The organism is Rhizobium sp. BK376 (genome assembly GCF_004341625.1).
In the GTDB taxonomy this organism is placed as follows: Bacteria; Pseudomonadota; Alphaproteobacteria; order Rhizobiales; family Rhizobiaceae; genus Rhizobium.
The window spans coordinates 70,851-95,982 of sequence record NZ_SLZG01000002.1 but is presented as its reverse complement, the minus strand read 5'-3'; the positions used below and the strand labels follow the sequence as shown (position 1 = coordinate 95,982).

Sequence of the window (25,132 nt, the reverse complement as noted above, 5' to 3'; positions counted from 1 at the left end):
CCCTTGTCCATGGTTGACTGCAAATTACATATGTACGTATATATATTGAGGGGCGCGCTGGCAAGCTCGGTTCCACGCCGCCCAATGATCCCTTGGTCCCACAGTGAGGAAACGATATGTCTGAAGCTCATACCCAACTTATCAAACGCATCTACGACCGGTTTAACGCGAGAGACATCGACGGCGTGCTGACAGAGCTTGCCGATGATGTTGCATGGGCGAACGGCATGGACGGAGGTCACGTTCATGGCCGCGAGGCCGTCCGCGATTACTGGACACGGCAATGGGCGGTCATCAGCCCGCACGTCGAGCCGGTGGCAATTCAGACGAAGGACGACGGTGTCATCACCGTCGAGGTGATCCAATCCGTGTTCGATCTCGAAGGCCGGCCGCTGACGGAGCAGACGCATGGGCTGAAGGACAAGACTGTCCTGCACATCTTTCGCGTCGAGGGCGGGAAGATCACGCGCTTCGATATCAAGGACACCCAATAGGGGCTTCCCAAGCGATGCCGTTAAAATGGTCGCGGCCGGGCTTGCTTGGCTTGCCCTGCTGTCCACAATTGTCACCGCCACAAGTCGGGCCTTTGGAACAGTCGCAATTGGCGATAAATCCGAATGACACCAATGACGCGGAGACACCATGACCAACGCTGCCTATGTCACCGTCGATGTCTTCACGTCGGAGCGTTTCGCCGGCAATCCGCTTGCCGTCTTCCCGGATGCTCGAGGGCTCAGCGATGAGGCGATGCAGAAGATTGCGGCGGAGTTCAACTATTCCGAGGTGACATTCGTCCTGCCGCCGGAAGATCCGGCCAACAGCGCCCGGGTGCGCATTTTCACGCCGACCATGGAAATACCCTTCGCCGGCCACCCGAATGTCGGCACGGCCTTCGTGCTCGGGCAGCGAAATGAACTGTTCGGGAGTCCGGTCGGCGATACGCTACGCTTCGAGGAGAAGGCCGGCCTGGTGGACGTCAAGCTCCATCGCAAGCATGACGTGGTCGTCGGCGCGGCCATCAGAGCACCGCGTAAGCTGACGGTCGGAAGAAGCGTCGCAGCCGAGCTCGTCGCCCGTTGCGCATCCCTCGACGCGGCAGCCATCCGTCTGTCCACCCATGCGCCTGTTTTTGCCTCGGTCGGGTTGCCCTTCGTGCTTGCCGAAGTCGATGGCCTGGATGCGCTTGCCGCTGCGAGACCCAATGCCGCGATCTTCGCCGAGGCGGCCGACGGTCAGGGCAACGGCAATCACGACTTTTCGCTCTTCCTCTATACGCGCAGCACGGATCGCCCCTGGCAGATCCGCGCACGCATGTTTGCACCGCTCGATAATGTCACCGAGGATCCCGCAACCGGCAGCGCCTCGGCAGCACTCGGCGCCTACCTCGTCTCGCTCCTGCCGGATGCCGACGCCAAGATAAGCATCACCATCGAACAGGGCGTCGAGATGGGACGGCGCAGCATGATCGAACTCGTGGTCCAAAAATCGTCGGGCGAAATCACCGATGTCGAAATCGCAGGCCGGTGCGTCGATGTGATGCAGGGCACGATCCGGCTCTAGAAACTCTCGTTGATCACAAGCGCGATCGTCCAGATCGCGAAGGCAAAAATAGCGATCTTCCAGAAGTCGGCGCGACGCCGAAGGCCGGGGAGATTGAGCGGCTTGATGATGTGAACCACCATGGCCAGCAGCAGCAAGACCGCGATCACTTTCGTCATATCTTCCCCACCGCGCAGCATATTTCGAAACGGTCATATGGCCGACACTTTTGCGCGCCAACAGACAAGCTCTTCCAGCCGATAGAGACTATTCGTCGTACAATCAACGCATTGCAGCGCTTGGCAAGATTTCATCCCGCCTTATCTGTTTTTTAAGCGGGAACAACCAAAAGTGGGGGAAATGAGAAGAAACCTTTTACCAGTCCTTGCGCTGCTGCTCGGCACGCTGTTCCTGTTCACCGGCAATGGCCTGCACGGCCTGTTGCTTCCGGTGCGCGGCACAGCCGAGGGATATCCCACGACAACGCTCGGCCTGCTCGGCACCACCTGGGCGACGGGATTTGTGCTCGGCTGCCTGACGGCGCCGAAGCTGGTGCGTCGCATCGGCCATGTTCGCGCCTTCTCCGGCTTCATTGCCATTATCGCCATCATCGCGCTTCTGACCGGCATGATCGTCGATCCCATCTGGTGGGTCGCCCTGCGCGCGGTCACCGGCTTCTGCACCGCCGGCACCTCGATGATCATCGAAAGCTGGCTGAACGAACGCGCGACGAACGAGAGCCGCGGCGCAATCTTCTCGCTCTATATCGGCATTACGCTGCTCGGCGCGGTCGCGGGCCAGATGATGGTGCCGTTTGCCGACATCCACACGCCGATACTCTTCATGGTCTGCGGCATCTGCTATTGCATCGCCATGCTGCCGACGACGCTTTCCAACGCCGCCTCGCCGCAGCCGCTGAAGGCCGTGCGGCTGGACTTGCCGGCGCTCTATCGCAATTCGCCGGTCTCCTGCCTCGGCATTCTCCTCGTCGGCATCGCCAACGGCGCCTACGGCACGCTCGGCGCCGTCTTCGGCGCCGGAGCCCACCTTTCCGATAGCAACATTGCCATCATGATGAGTTCCACGATCTTTGCCGGCGCTGTCATGCAGTTGCCGGCCGGCCGGCTTTCCGACCGCATCGACCGGCGCTACGTCCTGGCGGGAATGTCGGCGGTGGCAGCCATTGCCGGACTGCTGCTTTTCTTGCTCCAGCCGTCGACGCCCTACCTCCTCATCGGCCTCGTCATTCTATACGGCGCCGTCGCTAACACGCTCTATCCGATCGCTGTTGCCCATGCCAACGACTTCGCCTCGTCAGAGGACTTCGTAAAGGTCTCGGGTGGCCTGCTGTTGCTCTACGGCATAGGCACGATCATCGGCCCGACCGTCGGCGGCCCGGTCATGGCAAGCGTTGGCCCCTATGCGCTGTTCTTCGTCACCGCCGTCGCTCACGTCCTGATCACGAGCTACGCGATCATTCGCAGCCGCATGCGCGCAGCCGTTCCCGCCGGCGAGCGTGATGCCTACACCAACCTGCCTTCCGGCAATGCGAACATGATCACGCCGGAGAGCTTGGCAATGAAATCGCGCAGCGAAAACGCTCCCCCGCCCGAGGATCCTGCGGTAAACTACGGCTGATAAAGGAGGAGCGCCCATGAGCCTTTTTGACGACGACCGGCCGAAGAAGCCCGTCACTCACGAGATCGGCAGCGACCTTTCGCTGCTTTCCGTCGATGAGCTGAAAACCCGCATCGCCCTGATGCAGACCGAAATCGCCCGCCTCGAGTCGGAGATGGCAAGGAAAGCCTCGGGCCGCCAGGCAGCGGAAAATCTCTTCCGTTCCTGATATCGCTGCACGCTGCGTAAGGCGAAAATCCAGCGCCGAAGTACAACTTCGGGACAGGTTTAACGAAATATTAAGCTTTACGAGATATTACTGTGTCTATCCGGGTTTTTATCCGGACTCAGACAGTTTCTCCACTTGGCGAATGGTCTGATTTTTCTCCCTGTTTTACCTTGAGAGCCGCGTTTGCGGCTCTTCTTTTTGTTGATCTCGCCCAAGAGGTTAACGAAACTGTGGAGATTAACCCTTTCTTAAGAAACGCCTTGCGAATTTCGGCTAAAACCACCATGTTGAACCTATAAGAACGAGGCGGGCGCAACCTTTTTTGCTTGGCCGGCGTTACCTGAACAAAAGTGATGCGTGGAACAGGGATTACCTTAATGTCTGAACTTGGATTGAATACGGTCAGTTTCGCAGGACGTGCAGCTTCCTCGTCGCAATTCAAGGCGCTCTATTCTGAAGGCATGACCCTCGTCGAGGAAACCGCAAGCTACCTCGATGGCGATGGCCGCGCAGCCTCCAAGGTTCTGCCGCGCATGGCCTCGGTGCTTTACGCAGCGGAATCCATGCGACTGACGACCCGCCTGATGCAGATGGCCTCCTGGCTTCTCCTGCAGCGCGCCGTCAACAATGGCGAAATGTCCCGCGACCAGGTGCTGAACGAAAAGAGCAAGGTTCGCCTCGACGGTTTCAACGTCGACCGCAACGCACCGGGCTGGAACGATCTGCCGGAATCCTTCCGCAGCCTCGTTGAGCGCTCGCTGCGCCTTCAGAACCGTATCGCCCTACTCGACCGCGAAATCTACCGTCCTTCAGAAGCTGCGATCGTTCCGGACAACCAGAACAGTGTCAAGGCTCAGTTGAATTTGCTTCAGACTGCATTTGGCACGAACTGAGGTATATTTTATTCATTTGAAAAGCGAACCGGCCGCTCCCTGCGCGGCCGGTTTTGTTTTGCCACCACCCCAAAGCTGGGGCTGAGTCCCGACCTTCCCCGGCGCAAGGTCTTGCACCCCAGGCATTAAACTCATACCTATAGGGGACGGTATATGTCGGCTCCCGCCGGCTTGGTGGGCTTCTTGCCCCGACGCCCCATCTCACAGGACTAAGAGCATGAACATCGACACGGTTTTGCGATCCATCGTAGCTCTGCGAGCTTCAGTTCCGGAAGACGCCTTCACTGCCTCTGCGCTCGGCACCGAGAGAGAGGGCAGTGGCGTCGTCATCAGGGAGAACGGGCTGGTATTGACGATCGGCTACCTGATCACCGAAGCGACAGAGGTCTGGTTGACCCGCCATGACGGCAAGGTCATTCCCGCCCACCCCTTTGCCTATGATCAGGAGACTGGCTTCGGCCTCGTGCAGGCTCTCGGCGACCTCGACGTCCCGGCGCTGCAGTTTGGCGATTCAACCAAAGCAGATGTCGGCGACGATGTGGTGCTTGCGGATGGTATAGGTCAATTCGTCGAGGCAAATATCGTCGCCAGACAGGAATTCGCCGGCTATTGGGAATACCTGCTGGACGAGGCGATTTTCACCGCGCCCGCTCACCCGTCATGGGGCGGCGCTGCACTGATCGGCTCCGACGGCAAGCTTCTTGGCATCGGCTCGCTCCGCCTGCAGATGGTCCAGAACCAGGAAGTGGCCGACATCAATATGGTCGTGCCCATCAACCTGCTTTTGCCGATCCTCGACGATCTGCTCAACCGCGGCCAGATCGATAAGCCGCCGCGGCCATGGCTCGGCGCCTTCTCGGCCGAGAGCAACGGCGAAGTCGTCGTCATGAGTGTTGCCGAGGGAAGCCCGGCCGCCCAGGCAGGATTGCGCCAGGGCGACGTCATCTCCGAGATCAGGGATGGCGAAGTGGATGGACTTGCCGATTTCTACCGCAAGGTCTGGAAGAGCGGCCCCGCCGGCGCAGAGATCCCGATGCGGATCCTGCGCGACGGTCGCGAGGCATGGCTGCGCGTCAAGTCCGCCGACAGGAACAGCTTCTTGAAGAAACCACAGCTTCAGTAGGACGGTTGGGATCTGGAACGCATCCGCCCTGCCCCGCGTCGAAACCTACGGCAATAAAAAAGCCCGGTCCAAGCCGGGCTTTTTTAATATTCGATATCGCGAAGCGATTAGAGGCCGAGGCCGCCGAAACGCTTGTTGAACTTGGAGAGACGGCCACCGCGGTCCATGAGCTGCTGGTTACCGCCGGTCCAGGCCGGATGAGACTTGGAGTCGATTTCCAGGTTCATGACGGCGCCTTCCGAACCCCAGGTCGAACGGGTTTCGTATTCGGTGCCATCGGTCATGACAACCTTGATCATGTGGTAGTCGGGATGGATGCTTGCCTTCATAACAATCTTCCTGCCAGGCGGGGGTCGATTTGTCGCAAGCCATTGCGGCAACCGAGCCGATTGAATAAATGAAGCCGCAGTCCGATTAAGGCTACGGCTTCCAATTAAGATGCCGTGCCTATACATGAAGGTGCCGAGGATAACAAGAGCCAACCGGGCCAAGATCCGCAGGCTTTATGGAGATGGAATAGGTTTTGTCAGAAGCTGCACAGGCGCAAGAGAAGAAACGCGGCTCGATCCGGCCGCTCGCGCGGCTGACGCCCTATCTCAAGCGCTACAAGCGCATGGCGGCAGGCGCGCTCATTGCGCTGGCACTCGCGGCAATCACCTCGCTTGCCCTGCCGCTGGCCGTCCGCCGGATGATCGATCACGGCTTCACGCATTCCGACAGCACCTTCATCAACAGCTACTTTGTCGTCATCCTGATCATGGCGATCGTGCTCGGCGTTGCGAGCGCCATGCGCTATTACTTCGTCATCACGCTCGGTGAGCGCATCGTCTCGGACCTTCGCCGCGAGGTCTTCGACCACGTCACGCGCCTGTCGCCTTCCTTCTTCGACGTCAACCAATCCGGCGAGATTGTTTCGCGGCTGACGGCCGACACCACGCAGATCAAGTCCGCCGTCGGTGCGACGGCTTCTGTTGCACTGCGCAACCTCATCCTCTGTCTCGGCGGCATCGTGATGATGATCGTCACCAGCCCCAAGCTTTCGAGCATCGTGCTGCTCGCAATCCCGCTGATCGTCTTTCCGCTGGTCGCCTTCGGCAGGTCGGTCCGCAAGCGTTCACGTGCGGCCCAGGATACGCTTGCCAACGCATCGGCCTTCGCCAACGAAACCATTGCCGCCACGCGCACCGTCCAGGCCTTCAATGGCCAGGATTCGGCAGCCGCCCGCTATGGCAACGCGGTTGAAGATGCCTATCAGGCCGCTCGCTCCGCCATCAAGTCGCGCTCGCTGCTGACCGGCTTTGCGATCACCCTGGTTTTCGGCAGCGTCGTTGCGGTCCTCTGGGTCGGCGCGCACAATGTCCTCGACGGAACATTGTCTGCGGGAACGCTTGGCCAGTTCCTGCTCTACTCCGTCATTGCCGCCGGATCGCTGGGCGCACTCTCCGAAGTCTGGGGCGAACTGTCTCAAGCAGCGGGCGCCGCCGATCGTCTCGGCGAATTGCTCGCTGAAGTCTCGCCGATCTCCGTCCCTTCCGATCCGCTGCCCCTGCCACAGCCGCCGCTCGGCCGCGTCGAATTCTCCGACGTGCATTTCTCCTACCCGTCCCGCCCAGGCAGATCCGCGCTGCATGGCCTGTCACTCAAGGTCAATCCCGGCGAAACCGTCGCGATCGTCGGGCCTTCCGGCGCCGGCAAGAGCACCGTCTTCTCGCTGGTGTTGCGCTTCTACGACCCGCAGCAGGGCAGCGTCGCAATCGACGGCATCGACGCCCGCCGCGTTCATCCCGATGCATTGCGCGACCGGATCGCGATCGTGCCCCAGGATGTGACGATCTTCGCAGCATCCATTCGCGACAACATCGCCTTTGGCCGTCCCGGCGCTTCGGAAGACGAAGTGCGTGCGGCAGCCATCGCAGCCCAGGCCGACGAATTCATCTCGCGGCTGGATCGAGGCTATGAGACGCAGGTCGGCGAACGCGGCATCACGCTGTCAGGCGGCCAGCGCCAGCGCATCGCAATTGCCCGCGCCATCCTGAAGAACGCACCGATCCTGCTGCTCGACGAGGCAACCTCGGCGCTCGATGCCGAGAGTGAGACGCTGGTCCAGAAGGCGCTCGACGGCCTGATGCGGGCACGCACCACCATCGTGATCGCCCATCGGCTGGCAACCGTTCTCAAGGCCGACCGCATCCTTGTGATGGACAACGGCCGGATCGTCGAGGAAGGCACGCACCAGACTCTGGTCAGCCATGGCGGCATCTACGCCAAGCTCGCCCGGCTTCAGTTTGATGCCGGAGTGGAAGACCGGCTGACCGCTGTAAAATAATCTGCCCACCACATCGTGATCGCGATGCTGTCTTTTTTCTTCAAATAGAAGGTGTTGAGCATCGGACACCACTGATGCAGATGGTGGAAATAGCCAAAGACTTGTTATAGATTGCCAATGTTGTCAGGGCGCATCATGCGACATTGGGAGACGATGAATGTATAAGTTCGAAGTTTACAAGGACAAGGCTGGCGAATTCCGTTTCCGCTTCAAGGCCTCGAATGGTGAAACGATGTTCTCCTCGGAAGGCTACAAGGCGAAGGCTTCGGCCATGCACGCCATTGAGTCTATCCAGAAACACACTCCCGGCGCCGCGATCGACGACCAGACCACTGCTGTCGCCTGACGCCTACCGACAGTTCGAAATTTCCTGGAAGCGCGCGGGATGGTCTGCGCGCTTTTTTGTTGCCTAAATCAGGCTGAACGAAAAAATTTCGACCGCGCTGTCGAAATGCATTCGCTTTACGGCTCATTGTATCGGAACGGCTGGAAGCCGCTCTCCCGGGAAACGGTTGCCGTCTCTGAGATCAGGTCCTTAGATAGGACAGCCCGCCGGATCAACGCAAACCACGAGCAGGAGTGAGCAATGCAATATGCCCTTATCATTCGCGAATCCGCCGCAGACTTCGCCAAGCGCCAAGACCCGAACTATAAGAACGGCTGGATCGCCTATACCCAGGCTCTCGTGCAGGCAGGCATCATGACCGGCGGCGCCGGCCTGACGACGCCGGAAACGGGAACGGTCGTGCGTCGCCGCGGCGAGGATCATGATGTCCAGGACGGCCCCTATCCGGAAGGAAAGGAGCAGCTGGGCGGCTTCTATCTGATCGACGTGCCGAATCTCGACGCGGCGCTGGAATGGGCGATGCGCGTTCCGGTTTCCGCTGATGGCTCGGTCGAGATCCGCGCTCGCCTGCAGATGTGAGACGGCGATGAGCCCTGACGCTGCGCGCGCTGCCGAGAAGGTGGCGCGCCAATCCTATGGCAAGCTCGTTGCCTTCCTGGCCGCCCGCTCGCGCGATGTTCCCGCAGCCGAGGATGCCTTGTCGGAGGCGCTGACGACCGCTTTGCTCGTCTGGCCCGAACGTGGCATTCCCGGCAATCCGGAGGCATGGCTTCTGGTCGCGGCTCGGCGCAACCTCAATCACATGGCCCGCCGTCGCCACACTGAGGCGAACGGCGCAGATACCATTGCCATGGCCTTCGATGAGGCGGAGCAGCGGATGAACGCCGCCGGCAACACGCCCTTCCCCGACGAGCGCATCAAGCTGCTCTTTGCCTGCACCCATCCCGCCATCGATGCCGCAATCCACACGCCGCTGATGCTGCAGACGGTGCTCGGCATCGATGCAAGAACGATCGCGCTGGCATTCGTCGTGTCGCCGACGACAATGAGCCAGCGGCTAGTGCGGGCAAAGACCAAGATCCGCGATACCGGTATTCCGTTTCAGGTTCCCGACACATCCCAGCTTTCGGCGCGATTGGCCACTGTCCTCTCCGCCATCTATGCGGCCTACGGGCTGGGATGGGACGGGCTCGATGGCGAGGACGACAGCCGCTTGGCCCTGACCGAGGAGGCGATCTGGCTCGGGCGCGCATTGCTTGCAACGCTGCCTCAAGAGCCGGAAGTCTTCGGCCTGCTGTCGCTGATGCTCTATTGCGAAGCGCGCCGCAATGCACGCCGCACCACCGAGGGCGACTACGTGCCGCTCGACGAGCAGGACGCCACGCGCTGGAACGCCATCGTGATCGCCGAGGCCGACCGGCTTCTGCACGACGCCGGCAACTTCGATCGCTTCGGCACTTTTCAATGCCAGGCGGCGATCCAATCCGTCCATGCACAGCGCCGACGCTCCGGCAGGACCGATTGGCAAGCGCTGGAAACCCTCTATCGGGCGCTGATGCTGATCAAGCCGACGCTGGGATGCCGCGTCAGCCAGGCCGCAGTCATTGCCCGCAGCGAAGGCATCGAGGCCGGACTTACCGCGCTGGAAGCGATCGATAGTAAGGAGGTTGCAAGCTATCAGCCCTATTGGGCCGTGCGCGCCCATCTTCTTGCGCAGAAGGGCGATGTAGCCGCCGCTTCAGAAGCCTATATGACTGCCATCGGCCTTAGCGAGAGCGCCGCCGTTCGCCGGTTCCTCAGCGATCGACAAGCTGCGCTGACCGCAAGGCTTTGATCACTTTTCGGTCAGCTTGAGTTCGATGCGGCGGTTGTTTGCGCGCGCTTCCGGCGTGTTGGCCGGATCGATCGGCTGGAATTCCCCGAAGCCGGCAGCGACGAGCCGATCAGCCGGAACACCTTGCGAAATCAGATACTTGACCACCGAGATGGCACGCGCTGAAGAGAGCGCCCAGTTATCCGGATAGCGGCCAGTGCCTGACAGCGGCACGTTGTCCGTATGTCCGTCAACGCGCAGCACCCAGTTGATCTCAGGCGGAATTTCCTTGGCGATATCGATCAATGCCGCGGCAAGCTTGGTCATCTCGGCCTGGCCGACAGGATTGAGATCGGCGGCACCGGTCGGGAACAGCACTTCGGACTGAAATACGAAGCGGTCGCCCACCACGCGGATATTGTCGCGATCGGAGAGGATCTCCCGCAGGCGTCCGAAGAAATCCGAGCGATAGCGGTTGAGTTCCTGCACCTTCTGCGCCAATGCCACGTTCAGCCGGCGTCCGAGATCGGCAATCTTGGCCTGCGAACTCTGGTCCTTGTCCTCGGAAGCCTGCAGCGCCGCCTCTACGGCAGCAATCTGGCTGCGCAGCGCGGCGATCTGCTGGTTCAGGAGATCGACCTGGCTGAGAGCGCGCGTGCTCGTCTGCTTCTGCTCGTCGAGTTGTTGCGTGAGCGTGCCGATCTGCTGCTGCGCTGCCTGCGAATTTCCGGAACCGGCATCAAGCAGAGCCTGCAGCCGCGACCGCTCGCTCTGGGCCGACGTCAACGAGGCCTGGAGGTTGGCGACGGTATCTTCCAGGTCCTGCTTGCCACTCTTTTCCAGCGCCAGCAGCTGCGTCAGCTCGTTGACCTGGCTGTTGAGCCGGCTCAGTACCTCGTCACGACCGCTGATTTCGCGGCTGAGGACGAACTGCGCGATCACGAAAACCGTCAGCAGGAACATGATCGCCATCAGCAGCGTGGAGAGCGCATCCACGAAGCCCGGCCAATAGTCGACGCTCCTTTGGGTGCGACGATTTCTCGCGAGCGCCATGGCTTACTTGCTCCCGGTCTTTTCGATGCTGCCGATACGATCGGAGAGGCGATCCAGCGTGCGGCGCATGGATTTGGACTCTTCCTGCTGCGCCTCGATCCAGTCGCGCAGCATCTGCTGTTCGTTGCGCATGTTCTTGACCAGACCCTGGATACCCTCGGCGAGATTGGCCATCGCGGTTACCGAACGCTGGCCGCCGCCACCGCCCTCTTCCGCAATACGCTTCAGATATTCCGAAAGCGCCCGGACATCTTCGGAGGACGCACCACCGGCCGCGGCCGCATCGATGACCGGCGTCAGATCGGAGCCGATGTCCGTCACCGAGGACAGCCAGTTTTCCAGCTCGGTATAGAAGCGGTTCTGGGCGCGGCCAGCCTGCAGATCGAGAAAGCCGAGGATCAGCGAACCGGAAAGACCGAGCAGCGAGGACGAAAAGGCCGTGCCCATGCCGACCAGCGGCGCGGCAAGGCCTTCCTTGAGCGCGCCGAGAATATCGGCCGTGTTGCCCGAGCCGGCGTCCAGCGACTGGATGACCTGGTTGATCGAGCCGATCGTGCCGATCAGGCCCCAGAAGGTGCCGAGCAGGCCGAGGAAGACCAGAAGGCCGATGAGGTAGCGCGAGGTGTCGCGCGATTCGTCCAAGCGGGTGGCAATGGAATCAAGGATGGAGCGCAAGGTGGTGGTCGACAGCGCCATCGACTTGCGGCTGCCGATCAGCGAGCGCATCGGCGCGAGCAGCTTCGGAGTCCGGCCGACCTTGTCGATGCTGCCGACGGCGCGGAAGGAATTGAACCAGCGAACTTCCGGTCTCAGCGACAGAACGTGATTGAAGACCAGAATAATACCGACGGCAAGGACGCCGAGGATGAGCCCGTTCAGGCCGGGATTGTGCATGAAGGCCGTCTGTGCTTGCCTGAAGAGGATTGCGGCGATGAAGCCAACAATGATCAGGAACAGGATCATCGTCCAGAAGAAGGCCATCGGGCTGGAAAGCTTGTAGGCACGATCATCGAGAGAATTGTCCGTCGACCCCAACTCCGTCAATTTCACATTTTCCATGGGTACCTCAGCCACCGCAGTTTCCGTCGCGGAGACTAGAGCAACATTGCGCCGAATTGAAGAGTCGCAAGCATAAAAGCTTGGCTTGGCAACAGACAGTTTCGCCGCAGGGTAAATGCGCCGCAGGGTGCGGCATTAACGCGTCGGAACGGGCCGCTTGACGACTTCGGACAGCAACTTCTGGATATGCTCGTTGCCAGCGATGACGGAACCGCTCTCGACCATATCAGTGCCGCCATCCCAGTCGCTGATGAAACCACCAGCTTCACGGATGAGAAGCACGCCGGCAGCGATGTCCCAGGGCGAAAGACCGACCTCCCAGAAGCCGTCGAAACGGCCAGCCGCCACATAGGCCAGATCCAGAGCCGCTGAACCGAGACGGCGGATGCCGGCCACTTCGCCCATCACATGGCGCAGCTCGACGAGAAACTTGCCGTGATTTCCGCGGCCGAGATGCGGAATGCCGCAACCGATGACCGCATCCGAAAGCACCCGGCGCGACGCAACCCGCAGACGGCGATCGTTAAGGAAGGCCCCACCGCCCCGCTCGGCGGTGTAAAGCTCGTCGGTCGCCGGGTTGAAGACGACGCCGGCGACGATCTCGCCATTGCGCTCCAGCGCGATCGAGACGGAAAACAGCGGAATGCCGTGCAGGAAGTTGGTCGTGCCATCAAGGGGATCAACGATCCAGCGATGCGCGCCGTCCGTTCCCTTGATCTCCTCGCTCTCCTCGCCGAGGAAGCCGTAGGTGGGCCGCGCCTTCAGCAGGTCTTCGCGAATGACCTTTTCCGCCTTGCGGTCGGCCTGGGTCACGAAATCTCCCGGTCCCTTGACCGAAACCTGCAGGTTCTGCACTTCGCCAAAATCGCGGCTGAGCGACTTGCCAGCCTTCAGGGCGGCCTGAACCATGACATTGAGAAGAGCAGAACGGGCCATCGGGTTTTCCTTGGGTAACGCAAAAGGCGCCAGCCGGACCTGAAAAGGAGCCCCGGCGGAGCAAGATCGGCAGCGCGAAAATGATTGGCGGCCTCAAGAACACAAAATGGGGCGAATTTCAAGTGCGGCTTTGTTTTCCGGCTTCCATCCTGAGCTCGCTACCACGGATCCTGTGCCCACCTCCATCCGTCTCACGGCTGCCCCAGGCGTGCAAGGGCGGCGCGCAACGGCGTGTCGGAGACATGGATCACACCGGTATAGGGCTTCGCCATGTCGACAATCAGGAAAACGGCGCCGCCGACCGAGATCGAGCAGACCACGAGGATGATTGCGACCGTACCGTTCGTCGGCGCCTGAAGGCCGAAGGTTGCAAAAAGCAGCGCAAGCCAAAAAATCAGAACTGTCAGGAACGCCCAGGGCAAGCCTTCATTGTTCCTCTCGACCAACAGCCAGTGGCCCTCTGCAACGACGCCGCTGACGTCAAGCGCACGCGTCTGGATCAGACGCTGGGCATCGGTCTGCGGCTTGAGCGTCCGAAGGCTGTTCTGGACCGCCTCGATATCCTGGAACTCCCCCCGGAATTGCCCTGTCGTCTCGTCGGAGTCATCGACCGTCCAGCCGCGCTCCAGCCGCTTCTCGATAATGCTCTTCAGGAGATCGCGGGCATCGCTGGTCTCCGGGCCATAATGCGCCATGAGGCGATCGAGCAACACCACATGGGCGGCGGACGATTTCAGCTCCAGATCGGCATTGTCATAGGCTGACTTCGCCGATGCGATCAACAGCCCCAGCGCAAGTGCGGAAAGCGTGCCGACCACCGCGGTCGCAAGACGGATGACTTCCTTGGAATCGACATTCAAATGATGGTCCGGAAGCCTCGCGCGCATCCACATCCCGAGCCCGGTCGCAATACACAGACAGACACTGACAATTCCCCCGAGGATCAGCGAGCCCAAGATCGGTTCCTTTCAACCATTTGATCGCTGGCCCATATCGGTAATCGCAGCGCATTCCAAGGTTGCGGAGCTTAGTATCGCTCTTCGACGGACGCAAATGTCATTCCGTCCATTTGGAACACTTATCGGCAACCGCTTCGCCGATCACTCCTCTGCTTCTATGAATGAAAACACCACGCTCGGCTTCCTCTCGATCGCATCGCCTTCTCCGAAATCCGAGACCGGATATTCAGCGACAGGCAGCAGATGGGCATGCGGTAGAAAGGCACGACCCGGATCGCCGACCAGTATTTGGATGCGGGCGGCTAGGCATTGCCTGAGAAAGGCTGTGACCCGAAGAGCTAGCGACGGCTCGTAGAAGAGATCGCCGACGGCGATAAGGTCCACAGCAGGCGGCGGGCCGATGGTGAGATCACCAAGCATGGCTTCAACCGGCACATGGTTCAGCGCCGCGTTGAGGCCAATCGCGATAACGGCATTCTCGTCGATATCGGCTGCGACCACGCTCGTTGCCCCAGCTTTCATCGCCGCAATTCCGACGATTCCGGAGCCGGCGCCGAGATCAAGCACGCGTTTTCCCGATACCGTTTCCGGATGGTCGAGGATGTAGCGCGCAAGCACCATCCCGCCGGCCCAGCGATAAGCCCAGTATGGTGGCTCTTCGCCTGCCTCGCCTCGCCCGACCAGCCGCCAGAGCCCGCTGCCGGGATGGGCGGTATAGAGGTTGATCTCCGGAACGGAGGGCGCAGGCGCGATCACCATGTTTGCCGCAATGAAGCTTGCCGCATCCACGCGGGGTTCGGACTTGTCACACCCGCCGGCATCGGTTTTCAAAATCTGAAATCCTCTCTGAGACGTAATGTCCGCCTCTCGACCAAACCGCAAACTGCTGCAATCACAGCCGACCCGCAATGCGACAAAGAGCAGAAACGCGTCGTCGGAAATATTTCTGGACAGATTGATCCAGAAATACTAAATGAGATTCATGGCACGACACAAGGAATTCGAGCGCGACGAGGCGCTGGCTGCTGCGATCCAGGTTTTTTCCGATCATGGATACGAAGGCACGTCGACGGACGACCTCTTGAAGGCGATGAAGATCAGCCGGCAGAGCATGTACGACACCTTCGGCGACAAGCGCAGCCTCTATCTCGAGGCACTCCAGCAGTATAATGCCGGCAGCATTTCTAGGCTGATCGCCGATATCAATAGCGATGGTTCACCGCGCAAGGGGCTAGAAGCAGCCCTCGTCACCTTTGCCTCGCGACCGCCCGAAGAAGCCGCGCGCTGCTGTCTCGGCGTCAGCGCCGTCTGCGAATTCGGACGTTCGGATGCCGAAGTCTCGATGCTCACGGATAGCGCCAGCCGCATCTTGTCATCCGCTATCGAGACCGTTTTGCGCGACGGCGTCGCGAAAGGCGAATTCGCCTCGGATCTCGATGTGAAGACGGCCGTCCACTTCCTCGGCTCGACCCTCTCTGGCCTGAAGGTCGGCGCCCGCAACGGTGCCTCCCCTGAGACGCTGCGCGCTATCGCCCGCATGGCGCTTCGAAGCCTCACCTAAGACTGCACTTTGAAGAGCCGCTTTTGCATGCTCAATTCTAGATTAATCAGTCCAAAAAAGGAAAGGAAATTACAGTGTCTCTATCGATCGTCAGGACGCTCGCCGGAAAAATCGCCCTGGTCACTGGCGGCTCGCGCGGCATCGGCGCCGCCATCGTCCAGCGTCTCTCCGACGAAGGCGCAAGCGTAGCCTTCACCTATTCGAGCTCGAGCGAAAAGGCCGAATTGCTGGCGCGCACGATCAACGAGGCCGGCGGCTCGGCGCTGGCGATCCGTGCCGATAGCGCCGATGCGGATGCCGTACGCTCAGCCGTCGCGCAAACGGTCGAACGCCTTGGCCGCATCGACATCCTTGTCAACAATGCCGGCATTCTGATCCGCGGCGATGTCGGCGAATATGATCTTGCAGATTTCGACCGCATGTTCGCCGTCAATGTGCGTGCGGTTTTTGTCGCCACACAGGCAGCCGCAAGGGAGATGGGCCAGGGCGGACGGATCATCACCATCGGCAGCGTCGCCGCCGACCGCTCGGGCTTTCCCGGCGCTTCGGTTTACAGCATGACCAAGGGAGCCGTCGCCGCCATGACCCGCGGCCTTGCACGCGATCTCGGCCCGCGCGGCATTACGGTCAACGCGATCCAGCCGGGTCCGACATTGACGGACATGTCTGCCGAACACGAAGAGATGACGAAGCCGCTTCTCGCGGTCGGCCGGATGGGCAAGGATGAAGAGATCGCCGGCTTTGCCGCCTATCTCGCAGGCCCCGAAGCGGCCTTCATCACCGGTTCGGCGCTGACGATCGACGGCGGCTATCTCGCCTGATCGCCCGGAACAGAAAGGGCGACACCTGTCGCCCTTTGCCGAACTTCAAAACTTCTGCTGCGCCATCAGGATTTCCCGGGCGATGTGATCGAGCGGGACGACGCGGTCCACGCCGCCCTTGGCGATCGCTTCCTTCGGCATGCCGAAGACAACGGAGGTCGCTTCATCCTGGGCAATGGTAAAGGCGCCGGCCTGGTGCATCTCCAGCATGCCTTTCGCGCCGTCGTCGCCCATGCCCGTCATGATGACGCCCATGGCATTCGAGCCGGCCGCACGCGCAGCCGAGCGGAAGAGCACGTCGACGGAAGGGCGATGACGCGACACCAGCGGCCCCGTCTTGACGGTAACATAGTAGCGGGCGCCCTGCCGCTCGAGCAGCATGTGATTGTCGCCGGGCGCGATCAGCACATGGCCGCGCAGCACGGGATCGCCGTCAACCGCCTCCTTGACCTCGACTTCGCAAAGCCCGTTGAGGCGTTTGGCAAAGGCGGCAGTGAACTTCTCCGGCATGTGCTGCACGATGACCATGCCCGGCGCGTTGGCGGGAAGCGCCTCCAGCATTTCGCGCAGGGCTTCTGTTCCGCCCGTCGATGCCCCGACGCAGACGACCATTTCCGTGGTCTTCGCCATGGCTCTGCCCGTCGGCGGCGGCAGCATCGCATCCGCCGTCAGTTTCTTGGCCGGACCGGTGGCCGAAGCCGACCGGCTTTCACTGCGCCTCAGATTGGGAAGCCGCGCGTGCGAGGCGCTCTTGACCACTTCGCGAATGCGCATGGCTTCGTCGGCGAGATGGTCGGCAGCGCCGATCCTCGGCTTGAGGATGACATCGACCGCGCCGGCCTCGAGGGCCTGAAGCAGGGTCTCAGACCCCGCCTCGGTCAAGGAGGAGCACATGACAACGGGAATGGGCCGCTGCGACATCAGCTTGCGCAGGAAGGTGATGCCATCCATGCGCGGCATCTCGACATCGAGCGTGATGACATCAGGAATCTCTTCCTGGATCTTGCGCGCGGCCATGAAAGGATCGGTCGCAACCCCCATCACCTCGATTTCCGGATCCTCCGACAGGATCGTTGCCAGGGTCTGACGAACGCTTGCCGAGTCATCGATGATGAGAACGCGGATTTTTTTCTGCATGCTCGCTCCTTCGACTAGTAGCGCTGGAAGACGGTGTTCGAAACCTGTTTCAAGGGCAGGTCGAAGCCCGAAATCGACTCGGAATGGCCGATGAACATGTACCCGCCCAGTGCCAGGCAATCGCACAGGCGGCCAAGTACGTCGGCCTGCGTCGGCTTGTCGAAATAGATCAGCACATTGCGGCAGAAAATGATGTGCATGGGATCCCCGACGGAATAGGTCTTGTCCATCAGGTTCATCCGGCCGAAGCCGATCTTGGATCGCAACCGCGGCGTGATGCGGACCTCGCGCCGTCCGGGCTGCGACGCCGTCATGACATATCTGCGCCTGAGATCCGTCGGGACAGGCGCGACGACATCATCGGCGTAAATCCCGCGCTTTGCGACCTGCAGCACATCGGTACTGAGATCGGTCGCAAGGATGGAATAGTCGACGTCGGAGCGGTCGGCAACGAAATCGGCGAGAACCATCGCTAGCGTGTATGGCTCGGCTCCCGTCGAGCAGGCGGAACTCCAGGCGCGAAGGCGACGGCTGCCACGTTTGACCAGATCAGGCAGGGCAACCGTCTGCAGATATTCGAAATGCTTCGCCTCGCGGAAGAAGTCGGTCTTGTTGGTGGTCACTGCGTCGATGAGATGCACGACCTCCTGCTCCAACCCGCCCCCGTCGAAGAGGAAGTCGCAGTAGCTGTCAAAGGACGAAATATTGGTTGCCCGCAGGCGACGCCGCAGGCGCCCTTCGAGCATGGTCAGTTTTGTCGGTGGCATCTTGATGCCGCTATAGTCGTAGATGAAGCGCGCGAGCTTCTCGAAGTTCCGCTTGCTGATGTGATCACCGACCAGCTGCTGACCTTCTTTTATTGCAGCATTCCCCATGCCAAACATGTCCCCCTACTCCCAGATTATGCAGCATGTCCTGCAGCGCGCGGATCAAGCGCCATGGTGTCTTCGCGCGACAGCAGCCGCGCGAGATCGACGATGACGACGAAGCCGTTCTCGCGGCGCACCACGCCGGCGATATAATCCGAGCGCCAGCGAATGCCGATATCGGGTGCCGCCTCGATCTGATCCTGGCGGAACGGCGTGACTTCGAAGACGCGGTCGGCGACGAGGCCGAGCGTCAGCACGCGGCTTTCGATCGGCACATCGAGCACCAGCACGCGCGTATGGGAGGTCGGCACCGTCTTCGACAGGCCGAGCTTCAGCCGCAGGTCGATCGTCGGCACGCCCTGGCCGCGGACGTCCCTGAGGCCGAGAAGATAGTCAGGGCCGTTCGGGATCTTGAAGGCCTCGGCATAGTCGAGAATTTCCCGGACCACTTCCACCGGGACGGCGAAGACTTCCTCGCCGAGGCTGAAAGTAACGAATTGAGATTCCGTTGATGTTGTCGCCATGATCATGCGCTTTCCTTGAATTCGGCGTCGCCATCATCGGGACCGCCCATGGAGAGATCGAGGGCATAGCCCTTTACGCGTGCCTGTTGCGCCGCAACCGTGTTGGCAGGCTTCACGGTTTTGGGCTTGCGTACCAGCGCTGCTGGCGCCTTGACCGTCACGCGTGCCGCAGCCCGTCCGCCCTTGTGTCCAGCCGTATCGACCTTGAAGAAGGCGATGGAGGCCTGCAGTTCTTCCGCCTGCGCGGCAAGCTCTTCCGAGGTAGCCGACATCTCTTCCGACGCGCCGGCATTCTGCTGGGTCACCTTGTCGAGCTGCTGGATTGCCTCGTTGATCTGGGCGGCACCGATATCCTGCTCGCGGCAGGCGGCGCTGATTTCGGAGACAAGCTCGGCGGTCTTGCGAATGTCGGGCACAAGGCGGCCAAGCATGTCGCCGGCTTCGGCGGCAGCCTTGACGGTATCGCCCGACATGGCGCTGATCTCGGCAGCAGCCGACTGGCTGCGTTCGGCAAGCTTGCGCACTTCGGAAGCGACGACCGCAAAGCCCTTGCCGTGTTCGCCGGCACGAGCGGCCTCGACGGCGGCGTTGAGAGCCAGAAGGTCGGTCTGGCGGGCGATCTCCTGGACGATGCCGATCTTCTCGGCGATGGTGCGCATGGCACTGACAGCACGGGAAACCGCATCGCCGGACGCTTCCGCATCCTTTGCAGACTGGCGGGCGATCTTTTCCGTCTGTGCTGCATTGTCGGCGTTCTGCTTGATGTTGGCTGCCATCTCTTCCATCGAAGACGAGGCCTGCTCAGCGGATGCTGCTTGCTCGGTCGCGCCCTGCGACACCTGTTCCGAGCTCGAAGACAGTTCCTGGCTACCGGCCGAAACATTCTCGGCGGCAGAGATCGCATCGGCGACCACGCCGCGCAGGCGCTCGACCATCTGCTCCAGGGCGATGCCGAGCGTATCCTTGTCGGACATGGGCTTTGGCGAAACCGTCAGATCGCCATTGGCAATCTTGTCGGCGATCTCAGCGGTGCCGCGGAGGTTCGACGTCATGGTGTTGAGAGCGTCGACGAGATCCTTGACTTCGTCATTCGAATTGACCGAGGCCGTTGCAGAGACGTCACCTCGCGCTACGGCGTTTGCAAGTTCGGTGGCCGAAGAGAGATTGCGCTTAATGGCATTGGTCACGAATACGACGATACCGATTGCGGCAAGCGTAATCAGAAGACCCGAAATTATCGTCATCTCAATGAGAGAGTGGAACAGCGCTATACCCTGCTCACGCAGCTCCTTGGCGGCTTCGAGTTGGTATTCGGTAAGCTTGCTGATACCACCCGTCGTGGGATCGATCGCAGGATAGAGATCGTTCTTGGCAAATGTATCGAGCCTCGTCGCGTCGCGGGCCTGAATGATGTTCTGCAGCTCGCCGACCTTTACGTCGGACTGGGCCATGTCGGCCTTTACCTTTTCGACGATCGCGCTTTCTTCAGGCGTCAGTTCGGTCGCCAGATAGGCAGACCATTGGTCGGAAATCACGTGCTTCGCGGTTTCGATATTGGTGGCCGCCTGCTGCCAGTCCAGTTTCTCCGCATGCAACTTATGTGTCGTGTCAACGATGCTGACGGCGTAAGCGTCCGAGACCTGCTTCAACTGCTGCAGCGGAACGACCCGGTCGTCATAGATCGATTTCATCGACTCGGTCATGGCGTTCATGCCGTAATAGGCGCCACCACCGATCACCCCGGCAATCGCAATGCTGGAGCTAACCTGGATTGCAAGAATTTTGGCGCCGATGGAACGGAAAATTCCTTTTTTGCGGCTGGTGGTCATTGGCTGTTCCTCGCTACAGATATTTTGTTGAATTCATTAAGAAATGCCCATCGTGAGGGACATTTTCCTTGCATCCCGCAGGTTTGAACCCCCGCGGGATACGTTTGTGGTGCCGCACCAGCGATCGTCACGCGCTCTCGCGGAAGTCGGCGTCGCCGTCATCCGGCCCGCCCATCGACAGATCGAGTGCAAAACCCTTGGCGCGCGCCTGCTGCGCCGAAACGGTTGCCCCGGTCTTGGTCATTTGCGGTTTGCGAGTGGCCGGAAGCGGCTTGCGCGTCTTCACCACAGCAGCGGCGACACGGTTGCTCTTGGTGCCTGATGTATCGACCTTGAAGAACGCGATGGAGGCCTGCAGTTCCTCCGCCTGCGCAGCAAGCTCTTCAGAAGTCGCCGACATCTGCTCGGAAGCACCGGCATTCTGCTGCGTTACCTTGTCGAGCTGCTGGATGGCCTCATTGATCTGGGCCGCACCGATATCCTGCTCGCGGCAGGCCGCACTGATTTCCGAGACCAGTTCAGCTGTCTTGCGGATGTCAGGGACCAGACGGCCAAGCATGTCGCCGGCTTCAGCTGCCGCTTTGACGGTATCGCTCGACATCGAGCTGATCTCTGCGGCGGCGGACTGGCTGCGTTCAGCAAGCTTACGCACTTCCGAGGCGACGACGGCAAAACCCTTGCCGTGTTCGCCTGCACGAGCGGCTTCGACGGCTGCGTTCAGAGCGAGCAGATCGGTCTGGCGAGCGATCTCCTGTACGATGCCGATCTTCTCGGCAATCGTGCGCATGGCACCAACTGCCCGGCTGACTGCTTCGCCAGAAGCTTCGGCATCCTTCGCGGATTGGCGGGCAATCTTTTCCGTCTGCGCGGCGTTGTCGGCGTTCTGCTTGATGTTGGCTGCCATCTGCTCCATCGAGGACGAAGCCTCTTCGGCCGATGCTGCCTGCTCAGTCGCGCCCTGCGAGACCTGTTCTGAGCTGGACGAAAGCTCCTGGCTGCCCGCAGAGACGTTCTCCGAGGCGGAAAGCGCATCGGCGACCACACCGCGAAGGCGTTCGACCATCTGCTCGAGTGCCAGGCCCAACGCATCCTTGTCGGACATGGGCTTCGGAGAGACCATCAGATCGCCATCGGAGATCTGCTTGGCGATCTCAGCGGTCTGACGGAGATTGGTGATCATGCTCTGCATGGCAATGCCAAGCACGTCCTTATCGGACAGCGGCTTCGCCATGACGGAAAGGTCACCGATAGCAATACGGTCAGCGGTGGCAGCCGTATCGCGAAGGTTGGCGGTCATAACGTTGACGGTGTCGATCAGATCCTTGATCTCGTCATTGGTCTTGACCTCGACCTTCACGCCCAGATCGCCGAGCGCAACCGCCTTCGCGACACTGGCAACCTTGGAAAGGCCGCGATTGATACCAAGCGTGATCCAGAATGCGGCACCCAGAGCAACGATCAGCGCGACCACCGAAGCAATTGTCAGCGCCATCTTAGTGCTGGCGTAAAGCTCGTCGTTGTTCGCGTTTGCAGTGGCAAGGCCCTTCTGCTGAACCTGGATCAAGGTATTGACGGCGTCCGTCATCTGGTTGGTCAGGTCACGCAGTTCACCCACCGACAGAGCTTGTGCACCGGCTTGGTCGCCCTTGGCGTCCAATGCCTGAAGATCGTTCGAACGCTGACGGAAGGTCTGCCCGAGCGAAACCAATTTCTCCCAGTAAGGCTTTCCCTCAGGAGATGCGATGGCGAGGCCGTCCTGGACATTGGATGCCTCTGCCTGCATGTATCCGTCCGACTCCTTGTAGAAAGCCGCAGTTTCGGACGGGACGCTCGTCAGCAGCGCATTCTTCTGCGCACGGATGGCGTTGACCACGTTGACATTCGCAGTCAGAGCCAATTGCAGGCGCTTGACGGGGCCATCGATCATGGCGCCGCTGGAGTCATTGAGATTGCCGAGACTGATGCTGCCGTATACGGCAATGCCGATGAGCAGCAGCGTCATAACGCCGAATGCAAGTCCGAGTTTCAATTTAATGGTGAAACGCATGAATAATCCCCTAGGATAAAAAGAAACGGTAAGGCAAACGGCGGCCCGACCTTCGAGCAATGCGCCACCCCAAAGAGCCTACCAATCGGGGAGATCAGCTCATCCGCCTCCCCTTTTTCCGGACATCTCAACATCACTGCGCCAGCGCATACACGCGTTGGTCATTCCTTTCCCCCGAGCCGTACGGTCGGGGGAACCAATGGGTGGAAAGCGCCTTAGGCGCTTTCCTTGAAATCATCGTCCGCGGCATCAGGACCACCCATTGCGAGGTCCAGCGCAAAACCCTTTGCACGGGCCTGCTGGCCTGCAACCGTATTGGCGCCCTTGACAGCAGGCGCCTTCTTTGTCGCCGTCAGATGCGAGCGGGTCGATTTCGCGGCGGGCGCTCGGCCAGGTTTCGCAGTGCTGACTTCGACCTTGAAGAAGGCGATCGAGGCCTGCAGTTCTTCCGCCTGGGCAGCGAGCTCTTCTGACGTTGCAGACATCTGTTCGGATGCGCCGGCATTCTGCTGCGTCACCTTGTCGAGCTGCTGGATAGCCTCGTTGATCTGGCCGGCACCGATATCCTGCTCGCGGCAGGCCGCACTGATCTCGGAAACCAATTCTGCCGTCTTGCGGATATCCGGCACCAGACGACCGAGCATGTCGCCGGCCTCCTGCGCGGATTTCAGCGTGTCGCTGGACATGGAGCTGATTTCAGCCGCCGCGGCCTGCGAGCGCTCCGCAAGCTTGCGCACTTCGGAAGCGACGACGGCAAAGCCCTTACCGTGTTCGCCGGCACGGGCAGCTTCGACGGCGGCGTTCAGAGCGAGCAAGTCGGTCTGGCGGGCGATTTCCTGAACGATGCTGATCTTCTCGGCGATCGTGCGCATGGCATTGACCGCGCGATTGACGGTCTCGCCGGACACTTCCGCATCCTTGGCGGATTGGCGGGCGATCTTCTCCGTCTGGGCCGCGTTATCAGCGTTCTGCTTGATGTTGGCCGCCATCTCTTCCATCGAGGCGGAGGCCTCTTCGGCGGATGCGGCCTGTTCGGTCGCGCCCTGCGAGACTTGCTCGGAGCTCGCCGAGAGTTCCTGGCTGCCGGCAGAGACGTTGTCAGCGGCCGAAAGTGCATCGGCGACAACGCTGCGAAGGCGTTCCACCATCAGCTCCAGGGCGATGCCGAGCGTATCCTTGTCGGATAGCGGTTTCGTCATCACGGTCAGGTCGCCCTCGGCGATCTGGTTCGCGACCTCTGACGTTGCCCGCAGGTTTGTCACCATGCTCTGCATCGCAAGGCCGAGCGTATCCTTGTCGGACAGCGGCTTGACCGTGACGGACAGGTCGCCGGTAGAAATCTGGGTCGCGATATCGGATGTTGCGCGCAGGTTCGTCACCATGCCCTTCATCGCGAAACCGAGCGTATCCTTGTCGGACAGCGGTGTCGGCATGACGGTGAGGTCGCCCTCGGCGATGGTATTGGCGATCCTGGCGGTGTTACGCAGGTTGCCGGTCATGACGTTGATCGTGTCGACCAGATCCTTGATCTCGTCATTGGTCTTGATCTCGACATTCTGTTCGAGATCGCCGATGGCAACCGCATTGGCGACCATCTTGATCTTGTTCAGGCCGCGGCTGATGCCGAGCGCAATCCACAACGCGGCGCCGAAGGCGATAAGGCTCGCGACGGCGGCGGTGATGATCATCAGCAGGCGCGTATTGGCATAAAGGACGTCGGTCGAATCGTCCGCGTCCTTCATCTTGCCCTTGCTGCTGTCGATCGCAGAGTCGATCAGCTTGTCCAGTTCGTCTGTGATCTGTCGGCCGTCCTTGTTGGAAAGGCCTGCTGCTTCGGCCGCGTTGCCAGCCTTCATCAGGCCGACGACGCGATCATGCGTCTGGATGAATTTGTCGATCAGCGCCTTGGACTGCAGCCAACGACTTTTTGCGTCGTCGGACGTGCTGCCCGCTATCAGGTCGGTGATGATCTTGTTGACATCGTTCTTGTTGCCTTCGGCCGAGGTCTCATACTGTGCCATCTCGTCGGCGTTGCTTGCCGTGATGATGTTCTTCTGGTCGCGAACAAGCTCAAGCATATTGATATTGAGTTCTTCCGCAGCCTCCAACTTGGCCGCAGGTCCGGCGATGAGATCGCCGATAGCGTCGTTCAGCGAGCCGAGGCTGATAACGCCATAGACGGCGCTGCCGATCAGAAGCGCAATGACAAAACCAAAGGCCAAAGCCAGTTTGAGCTTAATGGTGAAACGCATTTTAATACCCCATACGTAAATGCAATTTCAGATGTTTGACGCAGCCTTGGGAGCAGCGCGTCATGGCGGGTGAAAGGCTTCCGACGAATGTGCGATGACATTCACTTCTCCGGCGGACAGACATCTTTCAGTTCACGCCAACGCATACACACGTTGGGGATTGGATAATCGGGGCCTCAAACAGGCACCGATAGCGGCA

The 25,132-nt window shown here is 60.5% G+C and carries 24 protein-coding genes and 2 pseudogenes; 12 read left to right on the top strand and 14 right to left on the bottom strand.

Annotated features, from left to right (window positions below):
• The first annotated feature begins 116 nt into the window (after positions 1-116).
• The gene (locus EV561_RS05005; RefSeq protein ID WP_132518278.1) at positions 117-494 is read left to right on the top strand and encodes a nuclear transport factor 2 family protein; all 378 of its coding nucleotides are present in this window, start codon (positions 117-119) and stop codon (positions 492-494) included.
• A 148-nt stretch (positions 495-642) separates the two neighbouring features.
• Positions 643-1,560 carry a PhzF family phenazine biosynthesis protein gene (locus EV561_RS05000; RefSeq protein WP_132518276.1) on the top strand — a complete coding sequence of 306 codons (918 nt, stop codon included), beginning with the start codon at positions 643-645 and terminating at the stop codon, positions 1,558-1,560.
• Here the strand turns inward: EV561_RS05000 and EV561_RS37075 are convergent.
• On the bottom strand, positions 1,557-1,718 hold the full coding sequence (locus tag EV561_RS37075) for a hypothetical protein (RefSeq protein WP_165927752.1): 162 nt from the start codon (positions 1,716-1,718) through the stop codon (positions 1,557-1,559). The two genes, EV561_RS05000 and EV561_RS37075, sit on opposite strands and share 4 nt — an antisense overlap.
• A 181-nt stretch (positions 1,719-1,899) precedes the next feature.
• Between EV561_RS37075 and EV561_RS04995 the strand changes: the two genes are divergently transcribed.
• The 4 genes from EV561_RS04995 to EV561_RS04980 all read left to right on the top strand — a co-directional run bounded on the left by EV561_RS04995 (position 1,900) and on the right by EV561_RS04980 (position 5,401).
• Entirely contained in the window at positions 1,900-3,177 is a 1,278-nt protein-coding gene (locus tag EV561_RS04995; RefSeq protein WP_132518274.1) for an MFS transporter, read from the top strand.
• Positions 3,178-3,193: 16 nt separating this feature from the next.
• Complete coding sequence (locus tag EV561_RS04990; RefSeq protein WP_132518272.1) at positions 3,194-3,385, top strand: DUF1192 domain-containing protein; 192 nt, start codon at positions 3,194-3,196, stop codon at positions 3,383-3,385.
• 377 nt (positions 3,386-3,762) lie between these two features.
• Positions 3,763-4,278: a DUF1465 family protein gene (locus EV561_RS04985; RefSeq protein WP_132518270.1), complete on the top strand. Its 516-nt coding sequence runs from the start codon at positions 3,763-3,765 to the stop codon at positions 4,276-4,278.
• A gap of 217 nt (positions 4,279-4,495) precedes the next feature.
• Complete coding sequence (locus tag EV561_RS04980) at positions 4,496-5,401, top strand: S1C family serine protease (RefSeq protein ID WP_132518268.1); 906 nt, start codon at positions 4,496-4,498, stop codon at positions 5,399-5,401.
• Positions 5,402-5,508: 107 nt separating this feature from the next.
• On the opposite strand, the gene rpmE is transcribed toward EV561_RS04980, so the two are convergent.
• Positions 5,509-5,730 (bottom strand): 50S ribosomal protein L31, encoded by a 222-nt coding sequence (gene rpmE, locus EV561_RS04975; protein ID WP_132518266.1) that lies wholly within the window; start codon positions 5,728-5,730, stop codon positions 5,509-5,511.
• A 194-nt stretch (positions 5,731-5,924) separates the two neighbouring features.
• Here rpmE and EV561_RS04970 point away from each other — a divergent pair, with 194 nt between their 5' ends.
• The 4 genes from EV561_RS04970 (at position 5,925) to EV561_RS04955 (ending at position 9,907) form a co-directional block, all read left to right on the top strand.
• Positions 5,925-7,727, top strand: a complete 1,803-nt coding sequence (locus tag EV561_RS04970; RefSeq protein WP_132518264.1) for an ABC transporter transmembrane domain-containing protein — start codon at positions 5,925-5,927, stop codon at positions 7,725-7,727.
• Positions 7,728-7,884: 157 nt separating this feature from the next.
• Positions 7,885-8,073 carry a YegP family protein gene (locus EV561_RS04965; protein ID WP_132518262.1) on the top strand — a complete coding sequence of 63 codons (189 nt, stop codon included), beginning with the start codon at positions 7,885-7,887 and terminating at the stop codon, positions 8,071-8,073.
• Between the two features lie 240 nt (positions 8,074-8,313).
• Entirely contained in the window at positions 8,314-8,652 is a 339-nt protein-coding gene (locus EV561_RS04960) for a YciI family protein (RefSeq protein ID WP_132518260.1), read from the top strand.
• Positions 8,653-8,659: 7 nt separating this feature from the next.
• On the top strand, positions 8,660-9,907 hold the full coding sequence (locus EV561_RS04955; RefSeq protein ID WP_132518258.1) for a DUF6596 domain-containing protein: 1,248 nt from the start codon (positions 8,660-8,662) through the stop codon (positions 9,905-9,907).
• On the opposite strand, the gene EV561_RS04950 is transcribed toward EV561_RS04955, so the two are convergent.
• The 5 genes from EV561_RS04950 to EV561_RS04930 all read right to left on the bottom strand — a co-directional run bounded on the left by EV561_RS04950 (position 9,908) and on the right by EV561_RS04930 (position 14,652).
• Positions 9,908-10,939: a peptidoglycan -binding protein gene (locus EV561_RS04950; protein WP_132518256.1), complete on the bottom strand. Its 1,032-nt coding sequence runs from the start codon at positions 10,937-10,939 to the stop codon at positions 9,908-9,910.
• Between the two features lie 3 nt (positions 10,940-10,942).
• Positions 10,943-11,998 (bottom strand): MotA/TolQ/ExbB proton channel family protein, encoded by a 1,056-nt coding sequence (locus EV561_RS04945; protein ID WP_132519829.1) that lies wholly within the window; start codon positions 11,996-11,998, stop codon positions 10,943-10,945.
• A 135-nt stretch (positions 11,999-12,133) separates the two neighbouring features.
• Positions 12,134-12,934, bottom strand: coding sequence for an inositol monophosphatase family protein (locus tag EV561_RS04940; protein WP_132518254.1), 801 nt, complete (start codon positions 12,932-12,934; stop codon positions 12,134-12,136).
• A gap of 191 nt (positions 12,935-13,125) precedes the next feature.
• A complete protein-coding gene (locus EV561_RS04935; RefSeq protein WP_165927751.1) occupies positions 13,126-13,890 on the bottom strand; it encodes a DUF4239 domain-containing protein in 765 nt (254 codons plus the stop codon).
• Positions 13,891-14,034: 144 nt separating this feature from the next.
• Entirely contained in the window at positions 14,035-14,652 is a 618-nt protein-coding gene (locus EV561_RS04930) for a 50S ribosomal protein L11 methyltransferase (RefSeq protein ID WP_132519823.1), read from the bottom strand.
• Between the two features lie 223 nt (positions 14,653-14,875).
• Between EV561_RS04930 and EV561_RS04925 the strand changes: the two genes are divergently transcribed.
• Positions 14,876-15,454: a TetR/AcrR family transcriptional regulator gene (locus tag EV561_RS04925; protein ID WP_132519820.1), complete on the top strand. Its 579-nt coding sequence runs from the start codon at positions 14,876-14,878 to the stop codon at positions 15,452-15,454.
• 86 nt (positions 15,455-15,540) lie between these two features.
• The gene (locus tag EV561_RS04920; protein ID WP_132519817.1) at positions 15,541-16,275 is read left to right on the top strand and encodes a 3-oxoacyl-ACP reductase family protein; all 735 of its coding nucleotides are present in this window, start codon (positions 15,541-15,543) and stop codon (positions 16,273-16,275) included.
• Positions 16,276-16,320: 45 nt separating this feature from the next.
• Here EV561_RS04920 and EV561_RS04915 read toward each other — a convergent pair whose 3' ends face one another.
• The 7 genes and pseudogenes from EV561_RS04915 to EV561_RS04890 all read right to left on the bottom strand — a co-directional run bounded on the left by EV561_RS04915 (position 16,321) and on the right by EV561_RS04890 (position 24,933).
• Complete coding sequence (locus EV561_RS04915) at positions 16,321-17,412, bottom strand: chemotaxis response regulator protein-glutamate methylesterase (protein WP_132518252.1); 1,092 nt, start codon at positions 17,410-17,412, stop codon at positions 16,321-16,323.
• A 14-nt stretch (positions 17,413-17,426) separates the two neighbouring features.
• A complete protein-coding gene (locus tag EV561_RS04910; protein WP_132519814.1) occupies positions 17,427-18,287 on the bottom strand; it encodes a CheR family methyltransferase in 861 nt (286 codons plus the stop codon).
• A 26-nt stretch (positions 18,288-18,313) separates the two neighbouring features.
• Positions 18,314-18,811: a chemotaxis protein CheW gene (locus EV561_RS04905; protein ID WP_188079871.1), complete on the bottom strand. Its 498-nt coding sequence runs from the start codon at positions 18,809-18,811 to the stop codon at positions 18,314-18,316.
• Positions 18,808-20,037 (bottom strand): annotated as a pseudogene (locus EV561_RS04900) (methyl-accepting chemotaxis protein); the annotation flags it as partial. The pseudogene EV561_RS04900 and the gene EV561_RS04905, both read right to left, overlap by 4 nt.
• A 48-nt stretch (positions 20,038-20,085) precedes the next feature.
• A pseudogene (locus EV561_RS38530) lies at positions 20,086-20,634 on the bottom strand (MCP four helix bundle domain-containing protein); the annotation flags it as partial.
• A 127-nt stretch (positions 20,635-20,761) separates the two neighbouring features.
• The gene (locus tag EV561_RS04895; RefSeq protein WP_132518246.1) at positions 20,762-22,681 is read right to left on the bottom strand and encodes a methyl-accepting chemotaxis protein; all 1,920 of its coding nucleotides are present in this window, start codon (positions 22,679-22,681) and stop codon (positions 20,762-20,764) included.
• Between the two features lie 215 nt (positions 22,682-22,896).
• A complete protein-coding gene (locus EV561_RS04890; protein WP_132518244.1) occupies positions 22,897-24,933 on the bottom strand; it encodes a methyl-accepting chemotaxis protein in 2,037 nt (678 codons plus the stop codon).
• Positions 24,934-25,132: the final 199 nt, after the last annotated feature.